At 57.9% G+C, this 14977-nt stretch carries 9 protein-coding genes; 6 read left to right on the top strand and 3 right to left on the bottom strand.

Annotation, left to right across the window (positions count from 1 at the left end; all coding sequences use genetic code 11):
- Positions 1-95: 95 nt before the first annotated feature.
- Positions 96-4382, top strand: coding sequence for an acyl-CoA dehydratase activase-related protein (locus NST04_RS00365; RefSeq protein WP_341182696.1), 4287 nt, complete (start codon positions 96-98; stop codon positions 4380-4382).
- A gap of 208 nt (positions 4383-4590) precedes the next feature.
- Here the strand turns inward: NST04_RS00365 and NST04_RS00360 are convergent, their stop codons facing one another.
- Entirely contained in the window at positions 4591-5274 is a 684-nt protein-coding gene (locus tag NST04_RS00360) for a DinB family protein (protein WP_341182695.1), read from the bottom strand.
- Positions 5275-5404: 130 nt separating this feature from the next.
- Between NST04_RS00360 and NST04_RS00355 the strand changes: the two genes are divergently transcribed.
- Both NST04_RS00355 and NST04_RS00350 read left to right on the top strand, forming a co-directional pair.
- Positions 5405-5857 (top strand): MarR family winged helix-turn-helix transcriptional regulator, encoded by a 453-nt coding sequence (locus NST04_RS00355; protein WP_341182694.1) that lies wholly within the window; start codon positions 5405-5407, stop codon positions 5855-5857.
- The gene (locus NST04_RS00350; RefSeq protein ID WP_341182693.1) at positions 5854-7386 is read left to right on the top strand and encodes a DHA2 family efflux MFS transporter permease subunit; all 1533 of its coding nucleotides are present in this window, start codon (positions 5854-5856) and stop codon (positions 7384-7386) included. The genes NST04_RS00355 and NST04_RS00350 overlap by 4 nt, the downstream gene beginning before the upstream one ends.
- 278 nt (positions 7387-7664) lie before the next feature.
- On the opposite strand, the gene NST04_RS00345 is transcribed toward NST04_RS00350, so the two are convergent.
- Together NST04_RS00345 and NST04_RS00340 are read right to left on the bottom strand one after the other, a co-directional pair.
- Complete coding sequence (locus NST04_RS00345) at positions 7665-8618, bottom strand: helix-turn-helix transcriptional regulator (protein WP_341182692.1); 954 nt, start codon at positions 8616-8618, stop codon at positions 7665-7667.
- A 38-nt stretch (positions 8619-8656) separates the two neighbouring features.
- Positions 8657-9337: a DedA family protein gene (locus NST04_RS00340; RefSeq protein WP_341182691.1), complete on the bottom strand. Its 681-nt coding sequence runs from the start codon at positions 9335-9337 to the stop codon at positions 8657-8659.
- A gap of 108 nt (positions 9338-9445) precedes the next feature.
- On the opposite strand from NST04_RS00340, the gene NST04_RS00335 reads away from it, so the two are divergent.
- The 3 genes from NST04_RS00335 (at position 9446) to NST04_RS00325 (ending at position 14930) form a co-directional block, all read left to right on the top strand.
- Entirely contained in the window at positions 9446-10870 is a 1425-nt protein-coding gene (locus NST04_RS00335) for a polysaccharide deacetylase (protein WP_341182690.1), read from the top strand.
- 225 nt (positions 10871-11095) lie between these two features.
- A complete protein-coding gene (locus NST04_RS00330) occupies positions 11096-12571 on the top strand; it encodes a DUF58 domain-containing protein (RefSeq protein ID WP_341182689.1) in 1476 nt (491 codons plus the stop codon).
- Positions 12540-14930: a DUF4129 domain-containing transglutaminase family protein gene (locus tag NST04_RS00325; protein WP_341182688.1), complete on the top strand. Its 2391-nt coding sequence runs from the start codon at positions 12540-12542 to the stop codon at positions 14928-14930. Before NST04_RS00330 ends, NST04_RS00325 begins: the two co-directional genes overlap by 32 nt.
- Positions 14931-14977: the final 47 nt, after the last annotated feature.

Genomic DNA, 14977 nt, shown 5'->3' with positions numbered 1-14977 from the left:
TTTGTCTGTTACTTTTCTAACAGCTATAGCCACGCTCACTCGTGATATAGTTGCCTCATATTACTTCAAATTTGGAGCAAGGTATGGGGGATGGCATGAAGAGACTGCGTATTGGGCTTGACGTCGGATCAACTACGGCCAAATTGGTAGTTATGCAGCGGGATATCATTATATATCAGGATTATGTGCGTCATTTCAGTGATATAAAAAAGGCGGCGGTCACCCTGCTCTCAGAGGTTCAGCAGAGGTTCCCCGGCAGTGAAGCAGCGCTCACCGTAAGCGGCTCCTCCGGGTTATCCCTGTCTAAGCTAGGGGAGATTCCGTTTGTCCAGGAGGTTATTGCCTGCACGAGGGCGATCAGCGGACGGATTCCAGAATGTGATACCGCGATTGAGCTGGGCGGCGAGGATGCCAAAATCATCTATCTCAGCGGCGGCATTGAGCAGCGGATGAACACAGCCTGTGCAGGCGGTACAGGGGCATTCATCGATCAGATGGCCTCTCTGCTGCAGACGGACCCTGCCGGGCTGAATGCGCTTGCGGTGAAGCATGAGCGGATCTATCCCATCGCTTCGCGCTGCGGGGTATTTGCCAAGAGCGATGTGCAGCCGCTGCTGAATGAAGGAGCGCGGCGAGAGGATGTGGCGGCCTCGATCTTCCAGAGCATCGTGAACCAGACCATCAGCGGCTTGGCCTGCGGACGTCCGATCCGCGGGCGTGTTGCTTTTCTCGGGGGACCGTTGACCTTCCTGTCCGCTCTGCGGGACCGGTTCACGGAGACGCTTGGACTGAAGAAGAAGGAGGTGCTGTTCCCGGAGCACTCGCAATACTTCGTGGCCATCGGTTCGGCGCTTGCCGAGTCAGATCCTGTGTTCCTGCCGCTTAGCGGCTGGATTGCCCGGATCATGGCTGTAGACTTCTCTCAGGACCGCGCGGAAGATGCAGAGCTGGCGCCGCTGTTCAGAGCGCCGGATGATCTGGCGCAGTTCCGGCTACGCCACGGTAAGGCGACAGCACCGCGCTCTGCGCTGGCCGCTTACCGGGGACCGGTCTATCTCGGTATAGATGCCGGCTCGACCACGACAAAGCTGGTAGTTACCGGAGCGGCGGATGAGATTCTGCATACCTTCTATGGCAGCAATGGCGGCAATCCGCTGCAGTCGGTCACTGACGCGCTGAAGGAGCTCTACCGGATTCTGCCCTCTGGCTGCTACATTGCTGGGGCTTACGCAACCGGTTATGGAGAGGGTCTGGTCAAGGCGGCGCTGCGGATGGATGGCGGGGAAGTAGAGACGGTGGCCCATTACAAGGCAGCCTCCCGGTTCATGCCGGAGGTCGACTTCATCCTCGATATCGGCGGCCAGGACATGAAGTGCATCAAGATCCGCGGGGGAGCGATCGACAGCCTGATGCTCAATGAAGCCTGCTCGGCGGGCTGCGGCTCCTTCCTGGAGAGCTTCGCTTCCGCACTGGAGCTTGGCATAGAGGAATTCGCCGCTGCTGCGCTCGAATCGAAGGGGCCGGTGAATCTCGGCTCGCGTTGTACCGTGTTCATGAATTCCAAGGTGAAGCAGGTCCAGAAGGAGGGGGCGACACTTGCCGATCTCTCGGCGGGGCTTGCCTATTCTGTGGTGAAGAATGCGCTGCAAAAGGTGATCAAGATCCGTAATCCCGAAGATCTGGGCCGGAATATCATTGTTCAGGGCGGCACCTTCTATAATGAGGCTGTCCTGCGGGCTTTTGAGCTGCTGACGGGAAGAACGGTAGTCAGACCCGACATCGCTGGTGTGATGGGCGCTTACGGCTGTGCGCTGATTGCCAGAGAACAGGCTGCCCCGGAAGGAATCAGCACAATTCTCGGACCGGAGGAGCTGGAGAGCTTCCAATATTCCGTCGCTCCAGGCCGGTGCAGCCGCTGTGCCAATAACTGTGCGCTGACCATCAGCCGGTTCCCGGATAAAAGCTTCCATGTGACAGGGAACCGCTGTGAACGCGGCGCAGGCGGCAAGAAAGAGAAGAACACGCTGCCGAATCTGATGCAATATAAATATGAACGGTTCTTCGCCTACGAGGGCCTGCCTGAGGTGGCAGCGGTCCGGGGGACGGTTGGACTTCCGCGCACAATGAATATGTTCGAGAATTACCCGTTCTGGCACACCTGTTTCACCTCGCTGCGCTACCGGACCGTGCTGTCTCCGAAGTCGAGTAAGAAGCTGTATGAGAGTGGAATGGATACCATTCCTTCGGAATCCATCTGCTATCCGGCCAAAATGGCTCACGGGCATGTGCAGCACCTGATCGGCCAGGGCGTGGACTTCATCTTTTACCCGGCGGTGGTGTATGAGAAGAAGGAGGATGATGCGGCGCAGAATCACTTCAACTGCCCGGTGGTTGCCTCCTACCCCGAGGTGATCCGCAATAATATGGACGGCTTGAAGGAGCAAGGGGTTCCACTGGTCAGCCCGTTCCTGACCTTCGACGATATTCCGGCGCTAACCCGGGTGCTGGCTCGAACCTTCGCCGAGGTGCCTAAGGAAGAGATTGCGGCTGCTGTCCAGGCGGGATTGGCGGAAGCGGAACAGGCGAAGAACGATGTGCGTACCAAGGGCGAGGAGACGCTGGTTTTCCTCACGGAGACAGGCACGAAGGGAATTCTGCTCTGCGGGCATCCGTATCATGCCGACCCTGAGATCAATCACGGGATTGCGGATATGATTACCGGTATGGGACTTGCGGTGCTGACCGAGAATTCGATCTGCCATCTGGACCGCAGCGAAGGGGACGTTGGGGTAGTGAACCAGTGGACCTACCATGCACGGATGTACCGTGCAGCCCGGCTGGCGGCGGGAAGAAATGATCTGGAGCTGGTCCAGCTTACTTCCTTCGGCTGCGGGATCGATGCGATCACCTGCGATGCGGTTCAGGAGATTATGGAACGTCACAACAAGGTCTACACGCTTATCAAAATCGATGAGATCAGCAATCTCGGAGCCGCGCGGATTCGCCTGCGTTCGCTCCAGGCCGCGATGCGTGAGCGCGAGAGAGGCGAGGTTAAGCCGCAGCTGCTCTACAAGCCGCAAGTCAATGTGCCGTTCACCAAAGAAATGAAGGATACCTACACCATCCTTGCTCCGCAGATGTCGCCGATTCACTTCGAGCTGTTCGAGCGGGTCTTCCAGGATGCGGGCTACCGGCTGAAAATTCTGGAATCGACTGGTCCGCAGGAGACGGAGGAAGGCCTACGATATGTCAACAATGATGCCTGTTATCCGGCGATTGTAACGATTGGGCAAATGCTATCGGCACTGAAGAGCGGCGATTACGACCCGGACCGGACTGCTGTGATTATGTCGCAGACTGGAGGAGGTTGCCGGGCGACCAATTATATCTCCTTGCTGCGCAAGGCGCTGAAGGATGCAGATCTGGGGCAGATCCCGGTAATCTCCCTGAATGCCTCCGGGATGGAGAACCAGCCGGGCTTCCGCATCAGCCTGAAGCTGGCGAACCGTCTTATCGCCGCAGCGTGCTACGGGGATCTGATGATGCGTCTCTTGCACCGCTTCAGACCGTATGAAGCAGTGCCGGGAAGCGCAGAGGAATTATTCCGCGAAGGAATGGGCCGCTGCAAGGGCAGCCTGTCAAACTTCTCGTTCCGCGAATATAAGCGGCTGACCCGTGAGATTGTAGCCGGGTTCTCGCGGCTGCCGGTCATCCCGGCGGATAAGCCCAAGGTGGGCATTGTCGGGGAAATTCTGATCAAATTCCATCCGGATGCCAACAACCATATCATCGACATGATTGAGGCCGAAGGCGGAGAGGCCGTGATGCCTGATTTCCTGGACTTCATTTTCTATTGTGTCTACAATCCGATCTACAAGGCCGAGCAATTCGGAAAAAGCAAGCGGCTGGGCTATATCAATCCCATGCTGATCTCCTATCTCGAAATCTACCGCAAGCCGGTCAAGGTAGCGCTGGAGCAGGCTGGACTATCCAAAGGCCGGGAAAATATCTACGGTCTGGCCGAGAAGGCAAGCCGCCTCGTGTCGGTTGGCAACCAGATGGGCGAAGGCTGGTTCCTGACGGCCGAGATGATGGATCTATTGGATAACGGCGTGAGCAATATTGCCTGCATTCAGCCTTTTGCCTGCCTGCCGAATCATATTACCGGGCGCGGGATGATTAAGGGGCTTAAGGATCTATACCCTGGCGCGAACATCGTCGCTATTGATTATGATGCCGGAGTCAGCGTGGTCAACCAGGCCAACCGGATTAAGCTGATGATGTCGATTGCCAGCGGAATTGCAGCCGGCACTCAGCCGTCACCGGACGAGGTGGCACAACTGGTGCCAGTCATGGCCGGTGGTGTGGGCTGCCAGGGGTAGAGCCAGCCGGCTGCGAATAAGCAGCGGTTGAATAGATTAAGAGCGGACCGGAGGGAACTCCGGTCCGCTTGTTTGCCTTTCAGGGCTCAACCCCCATGTGTGCGGAGAACCGAAGACATGGGGCCCGCGGGAGGCAAGTGGAGAGAATGTAGTCGGAAAACCGACTATATTGGGCAGGCACGGAGCACGTGGGCCGAATCCCCCAGAGTCACTTCTGCAGCTTCTGCTTCACCCGCATCGCTTTGTTCAGATGGACGAAGTTATGCCGGGTAGCCGGCATCAGCACATGACCGGCAAAGGTTTTGCCGCCCCAATAATCCATTACCCACTGCTCGCTGTCCAGTACGGCCTTCTCTTCCCGGACTCTCTCGAATTGCGCCGGAGTTGCCTTCATCCCGAGCTGTCCCGGCTCCAGAGCAGACAGGATGGAACGCGTTCTGCGGGCGACAGCACGCCGGTACTCGGATAGCGCTCCGAGATTCACCTCTCTACTGAGAGTAGCGACATCCTCTTCACTCATTCCGTTGCCGGAATGAACGTAAGGAACCTCCAGCCTCCGGGTATACTGACCGGAGTATAGCACCTGCTCACGGTCTGCCCCCAGGATGTTCATGGTGATATCCTCAATCCGTGCACTGTGCCAGAGATGCCAGACTATAGAATTACGGCTGCCGGGTGTCTGCACCGGGTAGCTGCGCACGGTGGACTCCAGCAGCTTGTCCCATAAGGTATCCTCATAGGTTACCTGTTCCCCGCTGCCTTCAGAGGCGTAGAGGGCAGAATGCAGTTCCAGAATGATAGCTATGGCTTCAGTATGCGCCTCCGGCTTGGTGATGATCCTGGGCAACATTTTATGCTGCCTGTTCCAGTGATTTCGTTGTTCTGTATTCATGTTTAATCCTCGCTTTCCGTAATTTTTCAGAAAATTTCTGCAAGAAAATCATTGACGGATAAATAGGTAAATTGTAAAATAGTTCGTATGCGAAGTATTATTGTGCATTATGCTTGTGGAGGGATAAGGCTTGGAAGAAAAGGAAAAGCAACTGGACGATATTCTGTCCTCTTTCCGCTGCATTACCCATAATTTCCAACAGCTGCTGTGGAAGGATGCAGAGGAGCTTAACATCACATCTACCCAGCTGATGGTATTGCGTAAGTTATCCTTGCATCCCGATATCGGGATCACGGAGCTGGCCGATCTTCTGCATCTGGGCAACAGCGCAGCCAGCGGTGTAGTGGACCGGATGGTGAAGGCCGGACTGATTACCAGAGAACGCTCGCAGCGCGACAGACGAATATTCAAGCTGGCGATGACTGAGAAAGGCAAGGAGATCCGTCTGCTCAGCAGACAGTCACTCCGAAGACATTTGCAGCCCTTGGCAAATATTCCTGCGGAGGATGTACAGGAGCTGCTGCGGCTGCATGGTGAAATTATCCGAATTCTAGAACAAGGGAGAGACAACAAGAAGCTATGAGTACAATTACAGCCGGTAATGCACCGTCCAAGACGGTCCGCAGAGGCCCAATTATCGCAGCGCTCCTGATCGGCGCCTTCGTGGCGCTATTGAATCAGACACTGATGAATGTGGCACTGCCCAAAATGATGGAGGATCTGAATATTCTCGCCAATACGGCCCAATGGCTGACGACAGGGTTCATGCTGGTTAACGGTGTGCTTGTGCCGATCAGCGCCTATCTGGTGGAGAAATTTACGACCCGTCAGTTGTTTACGACAGCAATGATGTTATTTTCGATAGGTACTCTAGTCTGTGCAATAGGAACAGGCTTTGAGATGATTATGGTCGGCAGAGTCATTCAGGCCGTGGGTGCCGGAATTCTGATGCCGCTGATGAACATTGTGTTCCTGCGCATTTTCCCGATTGAAGAACGGGGCAAGGCGATGGGACTGATGGCGGTTGCGATGATTTTTGCTCCGGCTGTCGGCCCTACCTTGTCCGGTTGGGTCGTGCAGAACTATTCCTGGCGCGTGCTGTTCTACATCGTGCTTCCGCTGGCCATTTTCTCGATGCTGCTCGGTATGAAGACTATGCAGAATGTCGGTAAGCTGACTTCTCCGAAGCTGGATAAAACTGGTGTGATCTTATCGACCCTGGGCTTCGGCGGGCTGCTCTACGGCTTCAGTGATGCCGGAACAGACGGCTGGGGAAGCACGACGGTTATTCTCTGCCTGATCCTGGGTATCGTGTCCCTGGGGCTGTTCGTATGGCGTGAGCTGACCACGGATAAGCCGCTGCTTGAGTTCCGCATTTTCCGCTACAACATGTTCTCCCTGACCACCGTGATCAACATTATCGTCACCATGGCTATGTATGCAGGGATGATCCTGCTGCCGATTTATCTGCAGACGATCCGAGGCTTCACACCGATGGAATCCGGACTGATGCTGCTGCCGGGTGCGATTCTGATGGGAGTGATGTCACCGATCACCGGAATTATATTTGATAAAATCGGCGCCAGATGGCTGGCGGTTATCGGCCTTGCTATCACCACTGTGACTACCTGGGAATTCAGCCAGATCAGCACCACTACCACCTATACTCACCTGATTCTGACGTATACGGCCCGCATGTTCGGGATGTCGATGCTGATGATGCCTATCGTCACCGCCGGGCTGAACCAGCTGCCGCAGCGTCTGGCTTCCCATGGTACAGCCATGTCCAACACCCTGCGTACCGTAGGCGGCGCACTGGGGATGGCCTTGTTCGTCAGCCTGATGACTAACCGTACGAAGAGTAACATTACCGATGCACTGGTAAGTGGTGCAGTGTCGAAGACAGATAAGGCTGCAATGCTTAAGCTTACACAGGACGCAACGATTAACGGGATTACCCACGCTTTCGCTGTAGCAACCTGGGTGACTGTTGTTGCTCTGGTACTGGCGCTGTTCATCCGCAAGACCTCACCGCAGCCTGATTTCCTGAAGACGGAAGAAGCGGAAGGCGGACAGCCGCAGCCGAACCTGACGAAATCACAGAGAGCCTAATCCTGTATACATTACAAAAAAGACGATCCGGTATAACCGTTAACGGTTACCGGGTCGTCTTTTTGCGTCTGCGAACCAGGGTGGAATTGCCCCACTGTCCTTCATGTTCCCCAGTCTCCCAGTCCAAAACCGGCTTCTCCCTTAGAGTATAAACCGGCAAACCTGACAACATGGATTCAGGTTCGGATGCGGATGGAAAAAGATTGTACATGCTTGAATGCGGGTGGAGTAAAGAGGAGGTCATGCGATGGCGAATTGAAAATGCTAAGGGGCGGCGGTTATTGCCGCTCCGGCAAGTCTGCTGAATATGCCGCCGCGACGCCGCGGGCCACCTCGCCTAATCTGCGGCGGACATGCTCCGGTCCCAGCACCTCCAGGACGGTCCCGAAGCTTAGCAGGAAGCCGTACAGCCAGTCATTCTCAGGGTACTGGAGTGTGAGGGTATATCCGCCGGTAGCATCCCGCTGGAGCGTCTCACAGTCGAAGTATTCCTCGGCTAGATGCTTGCCTTCCGGCGTGAAACGCAGCGTGACCGGCGTGAGATTCTGCGGTTCCCTCCAGGCACTGCTCCACGGCAGCTCTGTAAGCGGGATATCCTGGCGGATATAGTGCCTGTTCTCCTTCACCAGCGCTTTCATCCGCAGCAGCTTGAAGAGGCGGAAATCCTGACGGTCCTGGCAGAACCCGTATAAGTACCAGAACTGTCCCTTAAGGACCAGCGTATATGGCTCGATTGTACGCAGACTTACCCTGCCTTCGGCCGTTATATATTCAAAAGTGACCATGACCTCTTCCTCCAAGGCTTCTTTAAGGAGGTTCAGCCGCTCCTCCAGCGGAGCTGTCAGCTCCCAGGGCGAGAAATCGACGATCATTTGGGTGGTTTTGCTGCGGAAGGCGGCGATCTGGGAGGGAGGGACAACGCTGCTGATCTTCTCCATCAATAGCTGGTGACCCTCTCCTCCGATAGAGGAGGCGCTTTGCAGCGCACTGAATATATCGGCCAGCTCGCGTTGCGATAACACATTGCGGTCCAGCCGGTAGCCCTGCATGAGGCCGATGCCGCCCCCTGAGCCCTGAAAGGTTACCACAGGGATACCTGCGCTGTTAATGCTGTCTATATCGCGGTAAATCGTACGCACGGAGACCTCGAACATATCGGCCAGCTCCTTGGCCTGAATCAGCGGCCGGTTGAGCAGCAGAATGACAATGGAGAGCAGACGGTCTATTTTCACAGGGATACCTTCTTTCAGGCGTTAGGTGAGGTTCTGATTCAGCGGGTCTTGGAGGTTTCTTTAACCTTCACTTGGACCTTGGGTTCAAGCGTAGCCACTGGCTTGCGCCGGCGCAGCCGGAGAGAAATGGCAGCCCGGTAACGGTAGACGACAATCAGCGCGGCGATGGCCAGCACACCTACCGCAATCCAAAGGGCGTAGGATTCGATCAGGTGGAAGATGCCCATCCACTGCGGGCCGAAGATTTTGCCGATTCCGAGGAATAACACTACCCAGAATATTGCGCCCCCATAGGCATACATAGCGAATTTACGGAAGGGCAGGGCGATAATCCCGGCAAAATAGCCAGTGAAGTGGCGGACGCCGGGGATGAAATAGCCGATGGAGATCAGCACGCTGCCGTATTTCTCGAACCAGCGCTGTGTCTTTTCCAGCTTGGCGGGAGAGAACATGAACCATTTGCCGTACCGCTGGATAAAGGGCAGACCGGCCTTCAGTCCGATGAAATAAGTGATGGTCATCCCGATTGTAGTGCCTAAGAAGGCTACGATCACCAGTGTGAAGAAATCCAGCCTCCCTGTGTAAGAGAGAAATCCTGCGAAGGCCATCGTGGTCTCCCCGGGAAAAGGCAGGGCGATAAATTCGAGCAAAAGCCCGAAGAACAATACGCTATATCCATAGCTCGCAAACAATTCCTGTATCCATTTCAGCATATCCATAGATTCTTCACTCTCCAAAGGCTGCGCGCCTATTCTATTCTGAAGCTTGTCTTCATACAATCTACCAAATGGTGCAGGTGCGCCAATAGAATGCTGGAGGTAGAGAAGATGAAGGACAATCGGGAAAATCCTATCCGCCGCATCATGATCTGCGGGTTGCTCGTTATTGCTGTTGTGCTGAGTCTAGGTGTGTCAGCCTATGGAGGGCAGGGGAATTCTTCCGGTTCGCGGAGCACGTACTCCCTGCAGGCTGAAGCAGGCAGTGCGTTACCTCTACTCTCTAAGAATAATGCTCCGGCTGTCCCGGTGCAAGATTTGCGCCCGGCAGCGGCCAGAATGACAACCGCAGAATTGCGGCAGCCGCACGTTTTAAGCGGTTCAGCCTCTAGGGCAGGTACGCAGCGTCCTGCTCCCGCTATACAGCAAGTATCTGCTGCTGCGGGGAAAGCTGCTCCAGCAGCCGGACACCGCAAGGAGAAGGTGGTCTATCTGACTTTTGACGACGGGCCAAGCGCAGTTACTCCTAAGGTGCTTAGCATATTGCAGGAGCAGGGGGTTAAAGCGACCTTCTTCGTGCTTGGGGATCAGGCCGCAGGCCGTCCCGAGCTGATCAAGGCCATCTGGGAGCAGGGTCATGCTATCGGCAACCATACCTATAATCATAATTATCATGATTTATATAGCGGCTTCAAGGAGTTCTGGCGCCAAATCAAACAGACGGAGGAAACGGTACGTGAGATCACAGGCATCCGTCCGCAGCTGGTCCGTGCGCCGGGCGGCACGTTCGGCCATTTCGACAGCACATATTTCAATCTGCTGAAGCAGGCAGGCTACGGGGTGATGGACTGGACTGTGGACAGCGGGGATTCCCGCCGCCGGGGAGTGCCTGCTGCGGAGATTCTACAGGCTTCTGTGGCTGACTTGACCTCTTCCAGTGTGGTATTGCTGCTGCATGACGGATCGGGCCATGAACAGAGCGCCAAAGCGCTGCCGGCTATCATTGAACGCTACAGAGCAGCTGGTTATGAGTTCGGTGTTCTGGATGCGCAGAGTGATCCCGTACAGTTCAGGGTGTCCTCCAAGGCAGCCTCTCTTCATAGGAGCAAACCGTCACAGGATTGGATATCGGCCAATATTGCCCCGAATGCAGAGTTGCTTGCACCAGGCAAGGCGCTTGCACTTGAGATTGGAGGGATGGAGACCAAGCTGAAGCCCGGAGAGTACCGTCTCCAGGACGGACAGTACTATGTTCCGCTACGCGCCACCGTAGAACGGCTGGGTGGACGGGTTGGCTGGAATGCGGTTACCCGGAGCGCAGCTGTCAGCTGGAACGGCCGCAGCATGACGTTAGACTCACAGAAGCAGGAGGTGGGCATTCACTGGCCGGACGGTACAGCAGAGTACAAGGCGGCACAGGTGCAGCTCCAAGGCTCCTCCCTCTGGGTCCCCCTGCGTATGCTGCTGGAGGCGGCAGGTCATCCGGGTGCAGAAGCCTTTGTTAATGCAGAGGAGCGCAGGGTTACTGCAGCTTAAGGCGGATATCCGCGTTGGAAGGTGTGCTGGACGGAGGGGACGGCAAGGAGAGCAGAAAACAGGGGGAGCTTGCGGGGAAAAGCGGCTGCTGAATGTCTGGGCATCCTTTTTCGTGGAAAGAATAGATAGCAACAGGCCTCAGCAAGTAGTATAGCCAGAGAAAGTACAGGCTGCCGGGGGCTAGTCTATGACCATGGAAGGGTGTCCTCCTTGTCCTCATCATCATTGACGGATCCGAAATCACAGGTATTTTCACAGCAGAACAGGTACGGGAATGCAGAGATTGCCGGGTTCCCCCGGAAGCGCATCCGCCGCGCAGTCAAGGAGTGGGGGCGAATGCTGCTCCTGATGGCGGTTACCGGAGGGCTGTATATGTGGCGCGGCGGAGAATCGCTCCTGCTGCTGCTGACAGCTGGCGGAGTGGTTATGTCCGGCGGCCTGCTGATGCAGCTCTGCGGTCCACGGCGAGTTAGTGTCCAGCGCACGATTACTCCTGCGCATCTGTCTGCGGGGGATGACGCTATTGTGGAGGTTCAGATTTCTTTTGCCGCCAGAATCCCGCTGCCCTGGATGATTGTGACCGATTACTGGAGCGGGGGAAGCCATCAGGAGCTGCTGTTTCCCGGCTTCCGGCGCTCGTTCAACTATTCGTATGAGCTGCTGTCTGTCCCCAGAGGGGTGCATCAGCTTCACGGGTGCAGTGTAACCTGGGGAGATCTGCCTGGGCTGTTTACAGGCGGCTGCCAGCCGGGCGGCAAGGCGGGCTTCAAAGTGCTGCCAAGAGCTCTAGATATGGGCGCAGCAGTGCCGGACACCGGCTTGCTGTCCGGAGACCGTGCATCCGGGAGGGGGAACCACAGCAGCCCGCAAGCAGCGGATATCCGTGATTATGCGCCGGGTGATCCGTTCAGCCGGATTCACTGGAAGAGCAGCGCCCGTAAAGGCAACCTGCAGAGCAGAGTGCCGGAACGTGAATCGGGGCAGATGACCTGCATCGTGCTTGCGAGCAGTCCGGCGGATTATGAGGTTCCCGGCGGTGCGTATGCTCCCCGCAGCCAGCGGAGGTCGGTGATCCCGGCCTTCGAACAGGCGGTATCGGCTACTATGGGGCTGCTGCTCTCTGCCGAGCGCTCCGGCAGCTACATCCAGCTCTTCAGTGGAGGCTGGCCTGAAGGAATGGCCAGGCATGAGGGGGTGGGCCAGATCCCCGGGAGGGTCCGGGAACTGCTTACAGAAATTGCCCCCTCCGGTTCACAGAGTCTCAGCAGATTGCTGGAGGACGCGTCGCAGAGCTGGATTCCCGGGATGACGGTATCCGTCATTACCGGCCGGCTTGAGGAAGAGTCGGCGAGAACGCTGGCCCGCTTCCTGGTTCAGGGAATCAGGGTGGAGCTGTATTATGTCTGGGACCAGCCTTCTAAGGGCCGGACTCCCGGTAATCCTGTGCGGAGCCCGGCCGGAGCAGCGGGGACAATGCCGGAGCTATCCCGCAGCAGCAGGCTAGCACCGGGAGGGTGGGAACCAGCCGGACAGCAGGATTCAGCAGCTTACGGGAACAGCAGACCGCCTGCCTCGGATACGATTGCGGGAAGTCTAATGCGGCTTGGCGCGAGGGTTCACTGTCTGAGCCATGCTGCTCCTGCACAAGGGTACAAGGGGGCGGAGCCTGATGAATTTCCGGATAACTCCACCTCCTGCTAGTGCGGGTACGGATGGCGCCAGTCCGAAAGACTCCACCCACAGCAGGCAGCTCCGCTACGGAAGCATCGTGTTTACATTGGCAGAGATGCAGGAATCGGACCTTGCAGAGAACAGCCCCGCAGGTAAAAGAGAGAACAGCCCCCTGTACTATCGCGGCCTGTTCTCTTTGGCGATTATGGGCGTCTTTGGGCTGTGGCTGCTGCCGCTCTACAAATTGTCTGCGGCAGCGGACCATACACAGCTCCTGCGGCTTCTGATGCTCTCGGCAGCAGCACTGCTCGCCTGGGGCTGTCTGCTGTTACCCCGTCTTGTACAGGTGAGCGGGCAGTTTCTGCTAATCTTTATGACCTGGTATGGCCTCTGTGCTGCTGCGGGAGGCGGGGGCGGGTGGCTAAAGGTCTATGCCATGGAGAAAAGCGGACAGGATGCCCTGCTGCTGCTCTCCGGTAGGATCTCTGCATTAAGCGAGGACAGCAGGCTGCTGATTCTGGTGCTGGGCTGGGGACTGCTGGTGTCCTCCGTCCAGCAGCTCGCGCTGTACAGAGGAAGTATTGCGCTGTTCACCGGTGTAACGCTGGTGTATCTGCTGGTGCTGGATATGGGCTATGCCGTTAATACTTCCGGGGATGTACTGGTCACGGCGGGGCTGATCCTGTGGCTGCGGGCCTTAAGCGGCCTGCTCCATCTGCAAGAACGGACAGGGAGGCAGTTTCTTCCTTACGCCCGCTGGGGAGCCAGGGCGTTATCGGCGGCTGTGCTGGTGACGCTGGCCGCCTGGATAGCCGGCCAAGGGCTGGGCGCACGCCCGGCTGCCCCGGTTACACTGCAGCCGGTCCTGGACAAGCTGGAGCACTGGGCTGCGGCGCAGAGACCGGAGGACGCAGACGGACCTATAGCTGGCAGCACCGGCTATAGCATGGAGGACAGAGAGCTTGGCATGCCCCTGACACCAAGCACGGAGGCAGCCTTCACAGTCACTGCTTCCCGTCCCTACTACTCGCGGGGGGAGAGCATGGCGTATTATGACGGGCGCCGCTGGATCAGGAGCGGTGCCGCGTATTCAGCGCTGAATCTGCCCCGCCTGTCCGGGGCGCTGCCCGCTCTGGCGAATGCTTCATCCGCCGGGGGGCAGACCCTCATCCAGCGGGTTCAGCTCGCTGCGCCTTCCACTGGAGGTGTGCCGCTGTTCAGTGCAGGCGCTATCACAGATGTGCAGAACATCCGGCTTGCGGACGGAAGCCAGCTGGGTTACGTGCTGGCCAGCCCGGACAGGCTCAGCTTCCGCTTGCCGGAAGTCTACGGCTCCGCAGGGGTTACGGAGTATACCGTCAAGTCTGTTCTGCCGCCAAGTGATCCTGCAGTCCTGCGGACGCTGAGGGGGAGTGATCCCCAAGAGGTCCGCAGCCAGTATTTGCAGCTCCCTGCTGCTCTGCCGCCCAGAGTGCGTGCACTGGCCGGCGATCTTACCGCTGCTGCGGCGAGCCGTTACGATGCTGCCGTAGCTGTAGCCGGCTATCTTCAAGAAGGCTACACCTATTCGCTGAAGACCCGCGTGCCGCCGTCCGGTGCCGATTTCACCGATGATTTCCTGTTCGGGACCCGTCAGGGCTATTGTGTGCATTTTGCCACTGCGATGACGGTCCTGCTGCGCAGCAGCGGCATTCCGGCGCGGTATGTCCAGGGCTACGGCCCGGGAACCGCCGTGCCCGGCTCTGTGCCGCAGCGCTACAGCGTGACCGGCGGCGATGCCCACGCCTGGGTCGAGGTCTATTTTCCCGGCGCGGGCTGGGTCCCCTTCGACCCCACGCCCTCCGCCGCTGCCGCCGCTGCCCCCGGCGCGGCTGCTACGGACCCGGCGGCTGCCGCCGCGCCGCCGGACACCCGCCGCTCCGCTGCGCTGCACGCGGATGCGCTCACCGCCGCCCTGCCGCAGGCGGGCGGCCCGGACCGTGCGCCGCTTGCGCTGGCGGCGCTGGTGCTGGCTGCCGCCATCCGCTGGCGGCGCAGCCTGGCCCTGCTGCCGGCGGTGCGCCGCGCCGGCAGGCTTGGCCGTGAGCGGCAGCTGCGCGCGGCCGCTCTGGCCTGGCACGGGCTGGCGGCGCGGTATGGGCCGCCGCTGCCCGGGGTTACCGCCAGGGAGTACGCAGACTCCCTGGCTATCGAGGACGGGCGGCTGCGCGCCGCCGTCCGGGGGTTTGTACGCCAGTGGGAGACCCTGGCGTATGGCGGCGCCGGAGGCGGCGTGTCCTCTACGCCTTTCGCGCCTATGTCGCCCTCGTCGCCACCCAGCGCTGCCGATACCACAGACATAGAGGCTTTCATGGCCCGGTGCCTGATGATCACTTTCCATCTAACCTGATCGAGAAGCGGCGTCCCTGCATTTGCAGCGGACGTCTTTGTGACGGT

The sequence above is a fragment of the Paenibacillus sp. FSL H7-0756 genome (assembly GCF_038006765.1).
Taxonomy (GTDB): Bacteria; Bacillota; Bacilli; order Paenibacillales; family Paenibacillaceae; genus Paenibacillus_AQ.
Note: the sequence above shows the minus strand (reverse complement) of the source record. Positions and strands in the feature narration are given on the sequence as shown.

What these genes read in the sequence shown, in the direction of transcription:
- NST04_RS00365 (WP_341182696.1), top strand. Translation starts at nt 96, where the DNA reads ATGAAGAGACTGCGTATTGGGCTTGACGTCGGATCAACTACGGCCAAA.
- NST04_RS00360 (WP_341182695.1), bottom strand. Translation starts at nt 5,274, where the DNA reads ATGAATACAGAACAACGAAATCACTGGAACAGGCAGCATAAAATGTTG.
- NST04_RS00350 (WP_341182693.1), top strand. Translation starts at nt 5,854, where the DNA reads ATGAGTACAATTACAGCCGGTAATGCACCGTCCAAGACGGTCCGCAGA.
- NST04_RS00340 (WP_341182691.1), bottom strand. Translation starts at nt 9,337, where the DNA reads ATGGATATGCTGAAATGGATACAGGAATTGTTTGCGAGCTATGGATAT.
- NST04_RS00335 (WP_341182690.1), top strand. Translation starts at nt 9,446, where the DNA reads ATGAAGGACAATCGGGAAAATCCTATCCGCCGCATCATGATCTGCGGG.
- NST04_RS00325 (WP_341182688.1), top strand. Translation starts at nt 12,540, where the DNA reads ATGAATTTCCGGATAACTCCACCTCCTGCTAGTGCGGGTACGGATGGC.